Source organism: Formosa agariphila KMM 3901 (assembly GCF_000723205.1).
Lineage (GTDB): Bacteria > Bacteroidota > Bacteroidia > Flavobacteriales > Flavobacteriaceae > Formosa > Formosa agariphila.
Genome location: NZ_HG315671.1, coordinates 1 through 18,179, shown reverse-complemented (window position 1 = coordinate 18,179; position 18,179 = coordinate 1). Strand labels below are relative to the sequence as shown.

Annotated in this window: 13 protein-coding genes and 1 tRNA gene; 6 read left to right on the top strand and 8 right to left on the bottom strand. The window is 33.0% G+C overall.

The window, feature by feature from the left end; all coding sequences use genetic code 11:
- Nucleotide 1: 1 nt before the first annotated feature.
- The 3 genes from BN863_RS00070 to BN863_RS00060 all read right to left on the bottom strand — a co-directional run bounded on the left by BN863_RS00070 (nt 2) and on the right by BN863_RS00060 (nt 2,630).
- Nucleotides 2-1,372 (bottom strand): tetratricopeptide repeat-containing sensor histidine kinase, encoded by a 1,371-nt coding sequence (locus BN863_RS00070; RefSeq protein WP_038525920.1) that lies wholly within the window; start codon nt 1,370-1,372, stop codon nt 2-4.
- Nucleotides 1,373-1,666 (bottom strand): hypothetical protein, encoded by a 294-nt coding sequence (locus BN863_RS00065; protein ID WP_038525917.1) that lies wholly within the window; start codon nt 1,664-1,666, stop codon nt 1,373-1,375.
- Between the two features lie 73 nt (nt 1,667-1,739).
- Entirely contained in the window at nt 1,740-2,630 is an 891-nt protein-coding gene (locus tag BN863_RS00060) for a CPBP family intramembrane glutamic endopeptidase (protein WP_242404052.1), read from the bottom strand.
- 220 nt (nt 2,631-2,850) lie between these two features.
- Between BN863_RS00060 and BN863_RS00055 the strand changes: the two genes are divergently transcribed.
- A complete protein-coding gene (locus BN863_RS00055) occupies nt 2,851-4,545 on the top strand; it encodes a hypothetical protein (protein ID WP_084817433.1) in 1,695 nt (564 codons plus the stop codon).
- An 85-nt stretch (nt 4,546-4,630) separates the two neighbouring features.
- Here the strand turns inward: BN863_RS00055 and BN863_RS00050 are convergent, their stop codons facing one another.
- The 3 genes from BN863_RS00050 to BN863_RS00040 all read right to left on the bottom strand — a co-directional run bounded on the left by BN863_RS00050 (nt 4,631) and on the right by BN863_RS00040 (nt 10,806).
- Nucleotides 4,631-6,226, bottom strand: a complete 1,596-nt coding sequence (locus tag BN863_RS00050) for a 4Fe-4S binding protein (RefSeq protein WP_038525912.1) — start codon at nt 6,224-6,226, stop codon at nt 4,631-4,633.
- A 1-nt stretch (nt 6,227) separates the two neighbouring features.
- A complete protein-coding gene (locus BN863_RS00045; RefSeq protein WP_038525909.1) occupies nt 6,228-7,532 on the bottom strand; it encodes an NAD(P)/FAD-dependent oxidoreductase in 1,305 nt (434 codons plus the stop codon).
- 166 nt (nt 7,533-7,698) lie between these two features.
- A complete protein-coding gene (locus BN863_RS00040; protein ID WP_158408957.1) occupies nt 7,699-10,806 on the bottom strand; it encodes a chondroitinase-B domain-containing protein in 3,108 nt (1,035 codons plus the stop codon).
- A gap of 339 nt (nt 10,807-11,145) precedes the next feature.
- On the opposite strand from BN863_RS00040, the gene BN863_RS00035 reads away from it, so the two are divergent.
- A complete protein-coding gene (locus tag BN863_RS00035; protein ID WP_051774392.1) occupies nt 11,146-12,003 on the top strand; it encodes an alpha/beta hydrolase family esterase in 858 nt (285 codons plus the stop codon).
- 51 nt (nt 12,004-12,054) lie between these two features.
- Here BN863_RS00035 and BN863_RS00030 read toward each other — a convergent pair whose 3' ends face one another.
- A complete protein-coding gene (locus tag BN863_RS00030) occupies nt 12,055-14,343 on the bottom strand; it encodes a DUF5916 domain-containing protein (RefSeq protein ID WP_051774389.1) in 2,289 nt (762 codons plus the stop codon).
- Between the two features lie 272 nt (nt 14,344-14,615).
- On the opposite strand from BN863_RS00030, the gene BN863_RS00025 reads away from it, so the two are divergent.
- Complete coding sequence (locus BN863_RS00025; RefSeq protein ID WP_038525906.1) at nt 14,616-15,458, top strand: aldo/keto reductase; 843 nt, start codon at nt 14,616-14,618, stop codon at nt 15,456-15,458.
- A gap of 131 nt (nt 15,459-15,589) precedes the next feature.
- A complete protein-coding gene (locus BN863_RS00020; RefSeq protein WP_038525903.1) occupies nt 15,590-16,096 on the top strand; it encodes a DUF4920 domain-containing protein in 507 nt (168 codons plus the stop codon).
- Nucleotides 16,097-16,201: 105 nt separating this feature from the next.
- On the opposite strand, the gene BN863_RS00015 is transcribed toward BN863_RS00020, so the two are convergent.
- Nucleotides 16,202-16,275 (bottom strand) — tRNA-Ile (locus tag BN863_RS00015).
- A 208-nt stretch (nt 16,276-16,483) separates the two neighbouring features.
- Here BN863_RS00015 and rbfA point away from each other — a divergent pair.
- Both rbfA and BN863_RS00005 read left to right on the top strand, forming a co-directional pair.
- Nucleotides 16,484-16,876, top strand: a complete 393-nt coding sequence (gene rbfA, locus BN863_RS00010) for a 30S ribosome-binding factor RbfA (RefSeq protein WP_038525900.1) — start codon at nt 16,484-16,486, stop codon at nt 16,874-16,876.
- Between the two features lies 1 nt (nt 16,877).
- Nucleotides 16,878-18,083, top strand: coding sequence for an ABC transporter permease (locus tag BN863_RS00005; protein WP_038525897.1), 1,206 nt, complete (start codon nt 16,878-16,880; stop codon nt 18,081-18,083).
- The last annotated feature ends 96 nt before the right edge of the window (nt 18,084-18,179 follow it).

The window sequence follows — 18,179 nt, the reverse complement described above, 5'->3', positions numbered from 1 at the left end:
CCTATATGATTATTTTAGCCTTAAACCCCTTGTTAGGTTTCGTGTCAAAATTAATAGTTCCATTTGTAGATTTTATACGGGTTTCCATATTTTGAAGTCCAGAACCCTTATTTATTTCACAACCAACTCCATTATCTGAGTAATTAATTTCAATTTTCTTCTTAACTCTACTAAATTTAAAAGCGACTACCGAGGCGTTACTATGCTTTTTCATGTTTACTAAAAGCTCTTGAATTACTCTAAAAACGGTGATTTTCTTATACGATTCGACTTTATCCCAATTAATTTCGGAAACTGTTCGTGTAATTATATTGACTTCGGAAGTTTTATACCCTTGTAACAAATCATTTAACAATTCATAGAAGTCGCTTTTTACATCTAAATTTCCGTTTTCTTTAGAAATATCTCGAGTACGCATATAAATACGATCTAAATCATCTATAATTCCTTCGTTTATATTAGGCACAAGCTCTAATTTATTTAAAACTAAATGCAAATCGTTGGCAACTTCATCATGAATTTTTTTAGAAATACGCTTCTCAGTACTATAAACTTGTTGCGTTCGTTCTTTACCATATTTTAATTTCTGAAAAATACTAAATACACCAGACATTAAAACAAGGATAACACCCAAAGATAAATATGTAATTTTCCATCGTTTTTCTCTCTCTGTTATTAATTCCATTTCTTTAGTGACTTTCTCGTTTTGAGAATAATCGTATTTAACTTTAGCATACTTATTTTCTTGTAATTGCTGAATTACAGATAAACTATCTGAAATAATTAAATAATCCTGCGCGTATTCATCCCCATTAATTGCAATTAGTTTTGCTAAGGCCTGTTTTATTAATATTGGACTATTAATTAGTTTTGCCATCTCGTAGCTTTTGTCTGCATAATATTTAGCTTGTTTAAGATCCTTCTGCTCGCTGTAATATTCAGATAAATTAGAGTAACTCCAATATAAACCCGTAGAGTTATTTAGAGCTTTCTTTAACTCTAGTGCTTTTAACATATTAGTTAAGCCCTCTGGTTTGTTTAATTTAGATTGTACAAATCCTAAATTATTTAAAGCCTTGTTGGTTTGAAACTCATCATCTAGGCCTAAGCTATTTTCGTATACAGCCTTAAACTCCTGTTCAGCTAACTCAAATTTTTTCTGCTTCACATAAATCAATGCCTTATTATTTTGAATAATATTAAGGTATTCTTGATCTTTTGCTAAAGCAGAAGCTAGATTGTAATACCGGATTGCATTATTGTAATCTAACCGTTTAGATGATATCTTTCCAAGGTCATTAAGAAAGCTTAATTTAAAATTTAAATACTTTGCTTCATCGTATATAGATAATACACTTAAACCTTCTACCACCTAATTTTCACTTCCAAAATAATCGCCTAAACTATATTGTATCTTAGATAAATTTTGCAAACTTAACAACACATTACTGGTGTCTTGTATTTTATAACTTTCGTTTTTAAGTGTCTCAAAATATAAATAAGCACGACTTAAATTAGTTATATTTTGAGGATTGGATGCTGTCTCAATATAATAAGACAAACTATCTATAATCTTTTTATTCTGACTATAAGCAAGATTAAATTGGGACAATAATATTATGGTACAAACCCAGAATATTGAGTTTGCGTTTTTTAATAAATTCATATTATAAATTTAAGAAGATCATTTAGTACTTCACTAATAAAAAGATAGTAAATATTAGTTCTAAATTACGTACTTAAATAAGTGGAGTCGCTCTATTCTGCTGCTTTTTATTATAATAAAACACGATACAAGTTATTGTTATAAGTTGAGCAACTATTGATAAATATGACCCTTCGAAACCAAACATTCCTCCGTTAATTAAATTAGGGGCCGTTATTTTAAATTCGACAATAGAATATGAATCTAGACCACTTACATTAAAACCTAAAAGCGTTTGAAATAAATTCCAACTAAAATGTAAACCAATAGGAAACCATAAATTCTTGGTGTAGATATAAGACATTCCTAATAAAATGCCAGCTAAGAACAAGTTTAACAACGCAAAAAAATCAATATTAGGATTAAATCCATGCATTGCCGCAAACAAAACAGAAGATAAAAACAAGGCCACATATTTATTAAATGATAACATAAAATTTCTCAAGACATAACCTCTTAAAAACATCTCTTCTGTTACAGAAACTATTATAAAAAGAAGAATAGAAATAATTAATTCTTCGATATCGAAATTTAAATTTACAAAGCGGATTTCTCCAGAATACACTAAAATTGTATACCCAATTACCATAATTATTAGCCCGATAATTATACCTAACACAAAATCTTTTAATCTGTTTTTAGTCTGAAAACCAAGATTTATAAAAGGTTCGTGATCTATATTTTTCATAAAAATCCATATCACGAAAAAAGTCCCTAATAACCCAAAAAATGCAATGCTTAAATCTTGTATTGAATTCGAATTAAATTCTTCATTCATTAAGTTCGCACCAGAAATAAATCCACCTATAAGTTGAAATAATCCTACAATTATAAAATAGGGTATAATTAATAACAACACCCTTAACCAAGCATGCTTATCACCTTCTTTAATTTCCATACTTGACTGCATTTTTTTTAATTTCATATAACATATAAATAAAGATAATAAAATGATTAACTTGAAATCTAAGCACTTTAAAATTAAACGATTTTCTTAATTTTATATATGTATTAACTCTAAAACTAGTGCCTTTAAAAGAACTAAAATTATTTAATTTATATCAGGTAATAAAATTAGTGTTTGGTGTGTTTAACAATCCGCCAATTATTTAAATTAGATAATTAATTCAAACTAGAACTCATATATGCAACCAGAACATTTAAATTTCTATTCATTTTTCAATAAGTATTCCCTTATGGAAGAATATGGATTTAGTTCAGGGATATTGAAACGCATATATAGAAAAATACTGCCAAGTATTCCAGACACAGACACTGTAGAATACCTTTTGCTTAAAACCGATGAATCGATTCCAGACTTAATATCGCAAATGGATTTTAGTACCATATCCGATAGTGATATTTCTAGACAATTAGATTTAAGTATTAAAGCACTATGTACTAAAGTGATTGCTTTTGGCTTAGATAGTAACATTAAAGCAAAATATAATTTCATTGAATTAAATTCTAAACCATTTGAAATTTTACTTAATAAAGTAAATAAATTATCTGAGTTTGATGAAGAAGAAATTTCACAGCTTTTTAATTCTCTTAAAGCCATACAACTGCTAGTAATCGATTTAAGAAAAAACAAAAGTAAGATTGGAGCAAACTTTCATCTTACATTGACAACACGAAGAATTTTAGAGTACACAAAGCGGATTGAAGAATTAATACAGTTGAAATTGAATATTTCTTCAAAAATGCATTGGGAAAATATATTTTCTGAATACATTGAATACGCTAAACATAAAGATAGTATTAGGCGTTACCTAAGCAGGCACGCCGATTTAGTTGCTATAGAAATTGTTGAACACACCTCTAACAAAGGAGAAAAATACATTGCTGAAACAACTAAAGAATATTGGAAATTCTTTTACCGCTCTTTATTTGGAGGAGGTATAATTGCAATTTTTGCACTCTTTAAACCCATTATTTATACTTACGGATTTTCAGACATTACCAATGCTTTACTCTTTAGTATAAATTATGCATTGTGTTTTATAATTGTAAATCAATTGGGCGGTATTATAGCCACAAAACAACCCGCAATGACGGCAACTACTCTCGCCAAAAACATAGATAGAGAAGGTACGCTTAAATACGATTCAATAAAAAGTATTACCATAATTGTAAGAAAAGTGTTTAGGAGCCAGTTTATATCGGTTATGGGGAACTTTCTTATGGCCATATTATCGGCCTGTATTTTTATGTTTTTAATACAATTATTCAGTACAACAGATATGGCAGAAGTCGTTAAACCAGAATATCTAATTTATAATATTGTACCAACACCACAACTGGTTTTCTTTGCCGCTATTGCGGGGTTCTTCCTAGCTCTTTCTGGTTTAATTTCAGGATTTGTAGATAATAAAGTGATTGCTTCAAAAATATCTCATCGTATTCGAAACAACCGTTTTTTATTAAGAAATGACAAATTAGCAACATTTATAGATAAAAAATGGGGAACCATGTTCGGGAACATCAGCCTTGGATTTTTTCTTGGCTCGACATTTTTATTAAGTTATATTTTACCTTTTAAAATAGATATTAGACACGTCGCTTTTAGTTCGGCTAACTTGGGATATTCTATTATGAATTACGATTTTAGTCGGAATACCATTCTACTGGCCGTTATTGGAGCTTTACTAATTGGTTTGGTAAATTTTATCGTTAGTTTTTCTATAACCTTGTATCTCGCTTTACGATCTAGAGGTGTTAACTTCAGTCTGCTTCCTAAAATAATCTTCAATATATTTAAAGACTTTTTAAGTAATCCGTTTCACTACTTTATTAAAATAGAAAAGGAACCTTTAACAAAGAAAGATAAAGAAGATTAACATATAAATTACCAGTGTTTTTTTTCTGTATGTGACATGTACTTGTTCACTAAAAAAACACTGATAATTATAATTATTTATAGTACTAGTTTTTCTTATTATTTAATAAATCCATTAAGTCTACATCATTTCCTAATAAGATTTCATTCGGATTGATACGACCTTCCATTGAATCGTTTTCTAATTTTAAAACACCTCTTGGACAAACTGCAGAACATATACCACAACCCACACAACTAGATCTTACAATATTTTCTCCTTTTTGCGCATAGGCTCTCACGTCTATACCCATTTCGCAATATGTAGAACAGTTTCCACAAGAAATACATTGTCCACCATTGGTTGTAATTCTAAACTTAGAAAATAAACGCTGTTGAAATCCTAAAATAGCAGCCATCGGACAACCAAAACGACACCAAGAACGGTTTCCTAAAATAGGATAAAATCCTGTCCCAATAACTCCAGAGAAAATAGAACCAATGTATAAACCATAAGCTGCTCGTAAACTACCTGCTTTTATAAAAAACAAGTGTTCTGTTGTTCCCGTAAAGTGCATGATTAATAATAACGCGATAACTACGGCGTAACCAATAGCTCCCATTTTGGCATCTTTACCAAATTCATGTCTTTTAAAGTACATAACACCAACAAATACCACTGTTAATAACCCAATGACTAACGAGATAAACACATCTCTTGTTAACCAGAAATCATTTTTATCGTAGCCTAAATATGAATACACCATGGCTACCGTCATTACCACAGAAAAGACTAAAACCGTATGAATTAACCAACGCTCAATCTTCCAAGCATACATTTTTTTGGATGATAATTGTCTGAACGAATCACCAGCAGTTTCGGCTAAACCTCCACAACCACAAACCCAAGAACAATACCAACGTTTACCGTATTTGTAGGTTAAAATAGGCGTAATTACAAAGATGGATAATAGCCCAAATATTAATAATGCTACCCCTATATTTCCTGCTGAAAGAAATCCGTTTACAGACCATTCGTCAAAAATATAGTAGTTAAGTGGCCATATACTTTTAAGATCGTAATATGGTAAATCGTTATTCATAACATACATAAATTCTGGTATCAAAAAGGCAAAACCCAATTGAAAAAACATAACCGACCCTGTACGTAATTGCTGATAACGGTTATGTCTGTATTTTAATAAGAACTTATATCCAAACGCTAATATAGCGACTGTATAAAGCACTCCATAAACAAACCATTGGCTAGCATCTCTTCCGCTTAACAAATGACTTAAAGGATCGAAAAGCGCTATTAAACCTGTGTTTGCTTCGCCGTCTGTTCCTAATCCTAAATACTTCGGAAAGAAATATAAAACAATGTAAAACGTTGTTAAAACCACACCAAGTATCCATCCTAAAATACCACGAGACGAAATAGATTTAAACCAAACACCATCGTTTTTTATCCCTTCTAACTTATTAAGATAAGCTTCTCTAGAATACATTATTACCCCTCCAAATATAGCGACTAATGAAAGTGTAAGAAACAAAGCTTTATTTGGAAAGTCGGTATTAAGAAGTGCTAAGACCATTATAAATAAACCAATAACACCAATGGCGAGTCCTATTTTTTGCTTGTTCGTTATATTTAAAGCATCGGGATTAGCCAATGACATACTTGTGTTAATTTTATTACTCATTTTATACCGTTTGTAATTGGTTAGTGTAGGCTTTTAAAATATCGGTTTCAAAAGTTTTGTAGAATTCAGGATCAAAATTAGCTTCGGCCAAATGATGCATGACATAGTCTACATCGCGTGCTTCGGTAAGCCAACGGTCGAATACTTCATGACGCATACGTATTCCAAAAGTATTAATCCCTAAAAATAGGTTCGTGTTTTTATGGTAGGCTACAGTAATACATTTGGTATCGTCTACATGCTTCCAATGAAAATTTGCTTCGTGTTCAGATTTACTCCTTTCACTAAACACCCATCCATAGGTTTGATATTCGATATCTAAAAATTTCGCCGAATTAAACCAATGTCCTGGTTTGTATTCCATTTTATTGCCACAAATAGTTTGCGCTAATACTTCTCCCATCATACGACCAGTATACCAAACAGCTTCTATTGGACGTCTGTTCCCGATAGCTTCGTGTTGCTCGGCACAATCGCCAATAGCATAAACATCTGCTACGTTAGTTTCTAAAAACCGATTCACTTTTACACCACGACCTATTGCTACACCAGAGTCTTTTAGAAAGTCGATATTTGGAGCAACTCCAGCTGTAAGGCCCACTACATTACACGGAATTTCCTCTCCTGTTTCTTCAATAATTACAGATTTTACTTTGCCGTTTTCGTCTGAAACAATTTCCTTTAAGTTTGTAGACAACCTAAGGTCTATATGATGGCTTTTTATATGACGGTTAATCATTTCACTTTCGCCTTTAGGTAACACACCATTCCAAAAACTATTTTCACGCACTAAAAATGTAACCGGAATATTTCTGGAATTTAGCATTTCTGCCATTTCAATACCAATTAATCCGCCTCCAACAATAACGGCTCTATTACATGTTTCCTTATTAGGCGCATAGGTTTCTAAGCTTTCTAAATCTTGTTTATGATACATGCCCATAACACCTTTAAGGTCCTGCCCTGGCCATCCAAACTTATTAGGTTTACTTCCTGTTGCAATGACGAGTTTATCGTATTTAAGCGTATCGCCTTCTGCAAAATGAAGTGTTTTTGAAGTGGTATCGACCTGTTTTACGAAGCCTTTCTTGAGCTCGATTCTGTTCTTATCCCAAAACCAATCTTCGTAGGGCTTTGTATTTTCAAACTTCATATGTCCCATGTAAATATACATGAGCGCTGTGCGTGAAAAAAAATGTTCTGTTTCTGAAGAGATTATAGTTATCCTTTTATCCGAATTTTTTCTGATATGTCTCGCAAGCGTCACACCCGAAATTCCGTTTCCTATAATGGCAATGTGTTCCATAAATTGATTGTTAACTACTATTAGGTCGTACTTAAAGATAATAACTTATACGCAGTATATTATTTAGAAGGTTTTTAAACTGTGGTATTTTTGTAAGGTCAAAAAAATAACCCTCAGAGAATGGTATTCTCTGAGGGTTAAAAATTATTAGTGTTTAAAATACCGGTTATTTAGAAACCACTATTTTATTAACAACTCTGCTGCTAGCATTTGAAATTTCAACAAAATATAAACCTGGGGATAATGAAGACACGTTAAGCTCTTCTTTAGCCATTGATCCGTTTAATGCTTTCGATAAAATAGTTTTACCAGAAACATCGTAAATTCTTAAGGTATCAAAATTACCAGATTGTTTACTTAAATACAGAACTCCGTTTGTAACTGGGTTTGGATACAATTTCAGACTGTTTTTAGTTATATCTGTTGTCGACAAGGTTGTTGACTCTCCGTAAAACTCAATCTCTCCTATAGCAGACCAAGCGCTTTCTCTCTTATCTCCATCGGCATTAAATCTTCCATATCCTATTAATTTTACATAACGTGCATCGGCATCAACTATATACTGATTAAAATCTGTTGTACCTGTTGCTGTAAACTCTAAGTCTCCAGCACTTGGAACGATTTTAGAAAAGTCTGCATCATCTGTACCTGTTGTAGATACCCAAATTTGGATTCCGAAGGCATCGTCTTTATCTGTAGTATTTAATTGAATAAAGTCTAATGTATAAGGACTTCCTAAATCGTATATAATATACTCCCCATCACCTTTATAATCGTCTATTAAAACACTACCATCTTGCGCGGCCCATACCGTGTTTAAATTTTTATCTAAAGTGTTTGTAGCAACTTCGTCTTTAGAACTATTATCACTAGAAAAAGAATTTACAGATACAGGATCATCTGCCCCACCTGTGTTAATTAAATTCTCACGCGCTTTGTCTCCGAAAAATTCAATTTCTCCAATTGCAGTCCACGCACTAGATCGACTATAATCTGCAGTAGCTCTATCTGAATCATCTACTTCTTTAAATCTTCCGAAACCTATAACCTTAACATATTTAGCTTTAGCATTAACATCGTACTCGTTATACGCGGTAGAGTTTGTTGCGGTAAATAATAAATCGTCTTCAGTAGGTAAAATCATTGAAAAATCTGCATCATCTATACCAGTTGTAGATACTAACACTTGATACCCGAATGCTTCACTTTTATCGGTAGTGTTAAACTGCATAAAGTCTAAATTATAAGTACCTCCTAAATCAAGAATAACATATTCTCCATCGCCTTTATAATCTCCAGCAACAATATCTCCATCGTCTGCTGTCCAAACAGTACTTAAATCTTTATCCAACATATTTGTCGCAACTTCATTCTTAGAACTATTTTCTTTAGAAACAAAGGCAATAGAAACCCCTTCTATTAAATCGGTTCTAGGTCCACCATCTTGAGTTACAACTAATTCTCTTACAATACCATCTCCGCCATCTACTTGTGTAAATGTTACAGACCCTTCTCTGCTTGTTAATTCTGTGTTTTCGGTTACCGAAACCACAACAGTTGCATCGCCATCGGCTGCATCTGGTTCGATAGTTATCCAATCGTTATTAGATACTGCAGTCCATCCTACATTAGCCGTAACAGTAACATCTGCACTACTAGCTTCATAAGGAAATGTTGGAATACTACTCACAATTATAGATTCCGGGATTTCGATAGTACAGTTACCATCTGTGATACCATTACCTTCATTATTTAAGAAACAAGCTCCAATACTGTGCCCTACCATACTGTCTGTAGCAGGTTGGTAAGCCCCCATATCTGCACCTTTACCATCTGCACCTGCAAACGTAAAGATTTCACCATTTTCTGTTGCAGTAACTTCTGTTCCTTCAGTAAAACCATCGTTAGTTACACCTAAAGTTGTTCCTGTGTAAACGTTTCCTAAATAGCTTAAAGCTGTACCAAGGTTTTCGTAAGCATTATCTGTATCTCCAGAAATTACTTCTGAAATATTAGCATTATCTGTGGTAAAATAAATTAAGTTATCTGATACTGCTCCTGTTGGATCTGTAGACCCTTTATCTGTGTTGTAAAATAAAGGTGCATTTGTATTTACAATTGTATTTCTAGATACCGTGATATTCTCTGTTTGTTGATATCCGTTTGAAACTTTTGTAGATGAGCAATTAACCGCAGCATCATCTCCACCACCTATAAATGTGATTCCATTATTCCACTTGGCTTGATCTAAAACAGTAATACAATCTTGGATGTAATTATTAGTAATTGTATGGTCACTATCTGTAATTCTAATACCTCCAGTACCATCTACATTTTCACCTAAAAAATAATTTCCTTCTACAGTAGCATTAGAACCATGACGCAAAACTAAAGATCCTCTAGATCTTCTAAACGTGTTATTTATATAAAAGTTATTTTTACTTTTATTGGTAATAATTTCATTCTCACCATCGGCTTCCACAAAATAATTATTACTTACTACAGCACCACTATTTACATTTTGGTATTCACTTGTTCCAATACGAATGGTTTCACTATCTCCAGCATTTTCAAAAGACTGATTCTTTTTTTCGTACTTATAAAAGTAATTATTACTAATGGTGTGTCCTACTAAGTCGCAACGCGTATTATTTGCATTATCATCGTCGTCGTCTCCGTAAGGTGGTCCTACAGCATTATATGAATATTCTGCTAATATTAAAGCACCTGCACTTTTCTTATTCATAAATGAACAGTTTAAAACACTGTTGTAAGTTCCATACAATACAATCCAACGGTGTTTTGCATAAACTCCTTCTTCTATATCGTCTGGTTCGATTTCCAGTCCATCGATAGCACAATTTTGAATGGTACTATGGTGTGCAAAGTCGTAACCATTTCTAAACTCTATAAAATTGTTAGCGCCGTAACCGCCTTTCCAATAAAGACCATCTACAATTAAATATTCTCCTGTTGCAATTTTTTCACCAGTATCATCGTCTGTTTCTCCACCAATGGTTAATCGTGCACCACCAGTAAGAATAACACCTCCAGGTGTTTCTGCTCTAAAGATAACAGGATTTTCTGCGGTACCAGAACCCAGAAATCGCATACGCTCATCTGTATCGTAAACCCCATTTTTTAGGATAATTTCATCACCTGGCTGATAAAATACATCCCGCAACGACTCAGGGTCATCGATAAAGTAGGTTTTGTTTTGTGCCATTACTGTCATGGTACACAGTAATAGAAAAAATAGTGTAATTTTTTTCATTAGTTAAATCTGTTTTAGTTAATTGTTTATTTCTATCTGGTAAACCAGATTGGTAAACCAAACTTACGCAAAAGTTAAAAATTTAACAAATAAAAACGCATATAAAACTCTAATACTAAATAATGCAGAATCAATATGTTATAAATGAAATGAAATGTACTCACAGTATTAGAATGCTTATTTTTAAGAACCTCCGCTGTAACCTCTTATACGTTATAAGCAAAGACAATTTAGTACCATGAAACAGATTTAAAATAAATTTATAACTTACAGCAAATTAATAATCAACACAATACATCTGTTTTCAAATTAAAAACATAATCTATTACGGTGTTAAAAATGATAGCACAAAACCGACATATTCAATTTTACACAGTAATACTCGTGGTTTTACTTTTGTGCGCTTGCAAGAAAAACAATATTAAAAATACGTTTAGACACGATAATTTAGAACGCACTTATGTCCTGTATAAACCCGACAATTTATCGAAAAATGCGCCTTTAGTTTTTGTACTGCATAGTTATGGCCGTTATGCCAAAGATTATAAACAAAGTTTACGATTAGACAGTCTTGCTTCTCTTAACAATTTTATGGTGTGTTATCCACAAGGTACTCTGGATAGTAATACTGGAAAACCCTACTGGAACTGCGACTTACAAGCATCTACTATAGACGATACGGGCTATATTACTGAGCTCGCAAAACACTTACAAACCAAATATGAGCTAAACCCAAAACGGACTTTTGTATGTGGTATATCTAACGGAGGCTTTATGAGTTATACTTTGGCCTGCGAATCACCAAAAGTATTTAAGGCCATAGCCTCTATTGGTGGCACAATGTCTGGCGCTACTTGGAAGAACAGAGAGGCCCATGCTTTCCCTATTTCAATATTACAGATATCTGGAACCCAAGACAAGGCCGTTCCTATTGATGGTAGTATGTCTACCGCATATGGTTGGGGCGGAGCTCCTGCTATGGATACCATAATAGAGTACTGGTCAAAATTAAATAGATGTACGGAAAAAGACAGTCGGTCTTATCCGAACATTGAAGCACACCACTACAAGAAAGGCATAAATAATAATCAGGTATGGTATTATAAACTTGATGGATTTGGACACGATTTACCAACAAAAGCCAATTCTGGATTAGCCTCTGATGTTTTAATTTGGGATTTTTTCAGCAAACTCTAAAGTCAAAAACACCGATTTCATTTTGAATACACGACGATAACACCTTGTGCATTATTTCCTTCTATTAATATCTAACCAATAGGTAACTTTTAAATACAATCCTCTTTCTACAAGTTCGAAAGGATTGGTATTATCTGTATCTGTAAATGTTAAGAATACATCTGATAGTGGCGCATATCTCCATTGCAAACGGGAGACCAATAAGAAACTATCCGATTGCGAGCTGTATTGCACATCGGTATTAAAGAATAATGTTTTAGAAAACGTCACATTAAGTGTTGGCCCCAAATACCAAATCTGACCAGAAGAATAAGGTTCCGGTAGTTTAATATCGTCGTATTGAATTTGTACAGAAACAAAAAATAACGGCTGATATCTATATTGAAACGTAACATCTGCACTAAACTTATCGCCAGTGTAAAAAGAGCCATAAGTCGCTGTACCCTCAAGCCAAAATGCCTTACGTTTATCGGTATTAAAATCTAGATCAAAATCTATAGTATTATAACCTCCAACCGGCACAGGTTCTCCGTTACCTTTGGCTCCTACGGGATCAAAAGGGGTGTATAAATATTCGTAGTTTTTATTACCCGTTAATGAAACTAAAGCACCACTTGTAAAGTTTATTTCGGCACCTAAAGCCGTATATCCTTCCCTAAGATCATTCCCGCCAGAAGCTCTCCAATACCCATTATAACTACCACTAAATATAATAGTATTTATAGCATCAGATTTTGGATATAAATTATACTTAACTGAAGGATTTGCTCTTAATATATCACTACGTTTTATATAGCCAAGATCCGACACGAATCCGTTATCCACATATTGTGTAGTAAGACCTAACGAATAAGTTCTTTTTTCTACATTTAAATCTGTTCCCGCAGAAATTGCATCACCATCGATTCCGGGAGTAAACGATTTATGAAAAAACGCCTTACCATCGACACTATTATTTTTAGAAAAGAAATTAAAGTCTGTACCAGCAACACGGTTGTATTCTGTACCAGAGCTTTCTTCATTAAAATTCGTTGCTTGCCTATTAATAAAGAACATTGAAATATTCGATTTATTAAAAACCTTTTGTTCGGCAGCAATAATTAAATTATTATTAGAAGGTATATACTCTCCTTTATCTTCTTCGGTTTGGACATCTAATATCCCAATTCTTAATTTGTTATTGATTTTCCCAGTAAATTTCGCTCCTACCGAAAGTGGCACTACAACATCCTGACCCTCTTTGTCTTTTGCAAAACCAACACGTCTCGAATAAAAAGGCAAGGCATTGTCTGTATTTCCAAATCCGTTAAACAAATCGCCATTATCAATAAAAAACAATCGAGTTTCGTCCTGTTTTATTTCAAATTGAGTGACATTATTAGTTCCTGATACCACATCGTCACTAGAAAAATCTGGTAACACCGTTAAGTCTAACATTAAACTACTTTTAATAGGAATTTTAGCATCGAAACCAGCTTTAAAATCGAAAGACTTTTCACCTTCATAATTTCTATTCGTAAAAGAAGGGGTAACATAAGGAATTACAGAAATAGGATTTCTTGTTTTCTGTAGTGGTTTTTCAAAAATTAAATCTCCAAAATACCCTAAGTTAAGCTGATTTTGATTTTGAGGAACTCTAGACCATGAACTCTTTGTATTAGATTGTGTATCTGATCGCATTGCAGAGAATTTCCACTTTGTTATACCTGCTTTAAATTTAAATGCAGACATCGGGATTTTAAGTTCAGAAATAAAATAGCCATCATAAATTTGAGACTCTCCTTTCCACTTTGTATTCCAGTTTAAATCTAAATCTCCCGTTACTCCTCCTCTATAAATAACACCTTCTCGTTCTACACCAAACGGATTTATTCCAAATAAAAAGGCATTGGTTCTATCGCTATACGTATCGAACATCAGGTTAACAATATCTGCTCCACTTATACTAAAATCTCTTTCGTAAGATGGCGTTTTATAGTTCTTACCTGGCGCATAGCCTTTTACAGCAATATATAAGAAGCCCTCATTATACAACATTCTTAACTCGGTTTGGTATTCTGCAGGCTTACTATCTGTTGGAAAATATTCTGTAAAGTCTCCAGTAGGAATTGCTTGTTCCCACATGGCTTCATCTAAAACACCATCAATAATAAAATCATCATTCTCAACATAGTTTACTGAAATACTTTTGTCACTATTCTGACTGTATAATTGAGATTGCGTTACAAATAGTACACAAAATAGTAAGACTCTATACACTGTAAAGTTTCTGCTAAAAAAAGACAACGGCATTTTAACCCTACTTAAATGTCCGGGCTCTTTTGATGATTTTGATGTCATGAATGGATTTTTTCAATTACAAAAATAAGATGTCTTTGCTTACTAAAGTGCTTAAATCCATTTTTTGTTAAGAGGAATTGGGAATTTGCAATCTATAGTGACTGTAATTAAAAGTTATCTAATAGTTTATAATTTAAAGTGGAATAGTGAAAATTTAAACACTTTTTTCTTGATTGTGTTACAATTAAAAGTGATGGCTGTAATATACTAACTTCAAGTTTTGTACACTTTAGATTCAGTTTTTTAGACATCAAAATTAAATATTAAAAATCATGAAAACCATAACATTAAACGACGGAAACACCACTCCTCAACTCGGATTCGGAACTTATAAATCTACAGAACAAGAAGGCATAGCTGCTGTAAAAACCGCAATTAAAAAGGGTTATCGATTAATAGATACAGCCGCAGCCTATGGCAATGAAGCCGAAGTTGGCAAAGGAATAAAGGAAAGTGGTATCTCTAGGAAAGAATTGTTTGTAACCACTAAATTATGGCGAGAGTCTTTGGGTTACGAATCTACCAAAATAGAACTTGAAGCCTCCTTAAAGCGATTAGATTTAGAGTATATAGATCTGTATTTAATTCATTGGCCAGCGAATCAGAAAAACTATACCAATTGGAAGAAAACCAATGCAGAAACCTGGAAAGCGATGGAAGAATTACAAGCTGAAGGCAAAATAAAATCTATTGGAGTAAGTAATTTTTTTGAATCGCATTTAGATGCTTTATTAGAAACTGCTAAGGTTGTACCAGCGGTGAACCAGATTGAATTTCATCCGGGCTATTGGCAACCCGAATTAGTGGGCTATTGTAAATCTAAAAATATAGCAGTGGAATCTTGGTCGCCATTAGCCAGAGGAAAAGTGTTCGACAATCCCGAGCTTAAATCCATTGCAGAAAAACACAACAAATCGGTATCTCAAATCTGTTTACGTTGGATTCTGCAACATCAAGCGATAGTGATTCCTAAATCAAGCAATCCAGACCGCATAGCCGAAAATATAGATGTGTTTGACTTTGAGTTAAGCAATACAGACATGGAACTCATTAATACTTTACCAGAATTTGGTTTTAGTGGCGAATTACCAGATATGTGGCCAGATAAGTCTTAAAATAGCTTACTAAGGTTATATTAATGACTATTATAACGTTATTCCCAAAATAGAGAATTCTATAATTTTCATATAATTCAGAATTAATTCACCTAAATTTGTTTTAACTAACCTCTAAAAACGAATACAATATGAAAAAACTAATTTATCTCATGGTAATTAACGTGTTGATTTGGTCTTGCGATAACAAACCTAAGTCCGTGGATGCATCTATTATTGATGATACTACAGTAGCGATTTCATATGATTCTTACGGTGAAAAAATTAATGATTCTGATGTTTTAACCTCAGACGCAATGATGGCGCATTATAAAAATTTAAAATTAGGAGACACCATTAGCTCTAAACTGAAAGGAAAAATTGTTGAGGTTTGCCCTAAAACAGGCTGTTGGATGACATTAGATGTTAAAGGAGATAAGACCGTATTGGTTAGATTTAAAGATTATGGTTTTTTTATGCCTCTAGATGCTAAAGGAGAAGCTATAGTTGATGGAAAAGCTTTTGTTACCGAAACTTCTGTAGAGGAATTAAGACATTATGCAGAAGATGCGGGTAAGTCTGCTGAAGAAATTGCAGCCATAACAATGCCTAAAATGCAATACCGCTTTGAGGCTGAGGGTGTACTATTAATACAGTAATCTTGTTTAAATAGAATAGATTATATTAGAAATACTCAATACAGTAGCAAATTATCCAAAACAAAAAAGCCTCTCGATTTCTCGAAAGGCTTGCCATTATTGAAGTGGTCCCACCTGGGCTCGAACCAGGGACCACCTGATTATGAGTCAGGTGCTCTAACCAACTGAGCTATAGGACCTCAAAATTGGAGTGCAATATTACTATTATTTTTAATGTTCTGCAAACCTTTTTTAATTACTTTTTTTAATATTTTAATTATGAAACATACAAACTCACCCTCAGGCTCGTAGTAGGCTGTGAATTAATTATTTTATACTTTTATAAACTCAAGTAAATTTTAATACCAAAAAGTAAGATTATCTTTAAATATCAACTATTTTTGCAGCATGGAAAGTAATAGACAGAAAAAAATAGGCTCAGTTTTACAACGTGATTTAGTAGATGTACTTCAAAATGCTGCTACCCAAGGTGGCATGAAAGGGATTTTAATTTCGGTATCTAAAGTGAATGTCACTGTAGATTTGTCTATTGCCAAAGTGTATCTTAGTATTTTCCCGAACGACAAAGCCAAAGAGTTATTGGTTGGTATTCGTTCTAATACACCTTTAATTAGACATGAGTTGGCACAACGTACAAAACACCAATTGCGTAGAATGCCTAATTTAGAATTCTTTGTAGACGACTCTTTAGAGTACATCGATCAAATTGAAAAATCTCTAAAAGGTGAAGACGACCCTATTAACAATCCAGACCTTTTAGGAAAACATAAAAAGTCGTAGATTGAATTTTCCGCTGTATATTGCCAAACGTTATTTGCGCTCTAAAAGCAGTAACAATGCCATTAATTTTATAACTATTATTGCTGCTATAGGTGTTATTCTAGGAGCAGCTTCTTTATTTATTGTCCTTTCTGGATTTTCTGGTCTAAAGGTTTTTACATTACAATTTTCTAGTATTATAGACCCCGATTTAAAGGCTGTACCTAAATCTGGAAAATCGTTTATGCTATCTTCTAGTCAATTTAAAGCCATGAATAATTTAGACGGTGTAGCATCCTATTCTAAAATTATTGAAGAACGTGTTATTCTAGCTTACGATGGTAAAAATTTCCCCGCATTTATTAAAGGTGTCGACGAAAATTACAATCAGGTAAACGCTATCGATTCTGTTATTATTCAAGGGAGTTGGTTACGTCCAAATACAGATCAAATGGTTGCCGGGTGGGGTGTTTCTAATCATTTATCGCTTGGTGTTTTAGATTACGGGAAATCGGTTACCATTTATGTACCGAAACCAGGAACAGGACAAATAACCTCAACAAAAAGCGCATTTAATGCCATACATTGTGTAAATGTTGGTTTGTTTGATATTAATGAATCTTTAAACGAAACGTATATATACACAGCATTCGAAAAATCTCGTGAACTTTTAAGTTATAAGCAAAATCAAGTTTCAGCTTTAGAATTTAAATTGAACCCTAATATAGACGAAGATTTAATTAAACCTCAACTACAAGCTATTTTAGGTGAAAGTGTACTTATTAAAAACCGTGTTCAGTTAAATGATGCGCTTTATAAAATGTTGAATACAGAAAATCTAGCCGTGTATTTAATCTTCACCTTAGTTTTAATTATTGCACTTTTTAATGTGATTGGCTCTATAGTCATGATGATTTTAGACAAAAAGAAAACATTAAGTACACTTTATAAGCTAGGAGCTTCTGTAAAAGATATACGACGCATATTTTTCTTTCAAGGAAGTTTAATGTCTATTTTCGGCGGTATTGTAGGCTTAATACTTGGACTTATAATTGTTGGCTTACAACAAGCCTTTTCTTTAGTTATGATTACGCCTAGCCTACCTTATCCTGTGGCAATTACTATTCCGAATATTATTGTTGTATTACTAACAATTTCTGTTTTAGGAATCATCGCTTCAAAAATTGCTTCGGTTCGGATTTCGAAATCTTTAATTAAAACGATTTAAAACAGGAGTATCTAGACTGATTATACTTCATTATAATCCTACATCAACCTAAATTGTTTCAAGGCTTCTTTTATCATTCTATTAATGATTAATAAG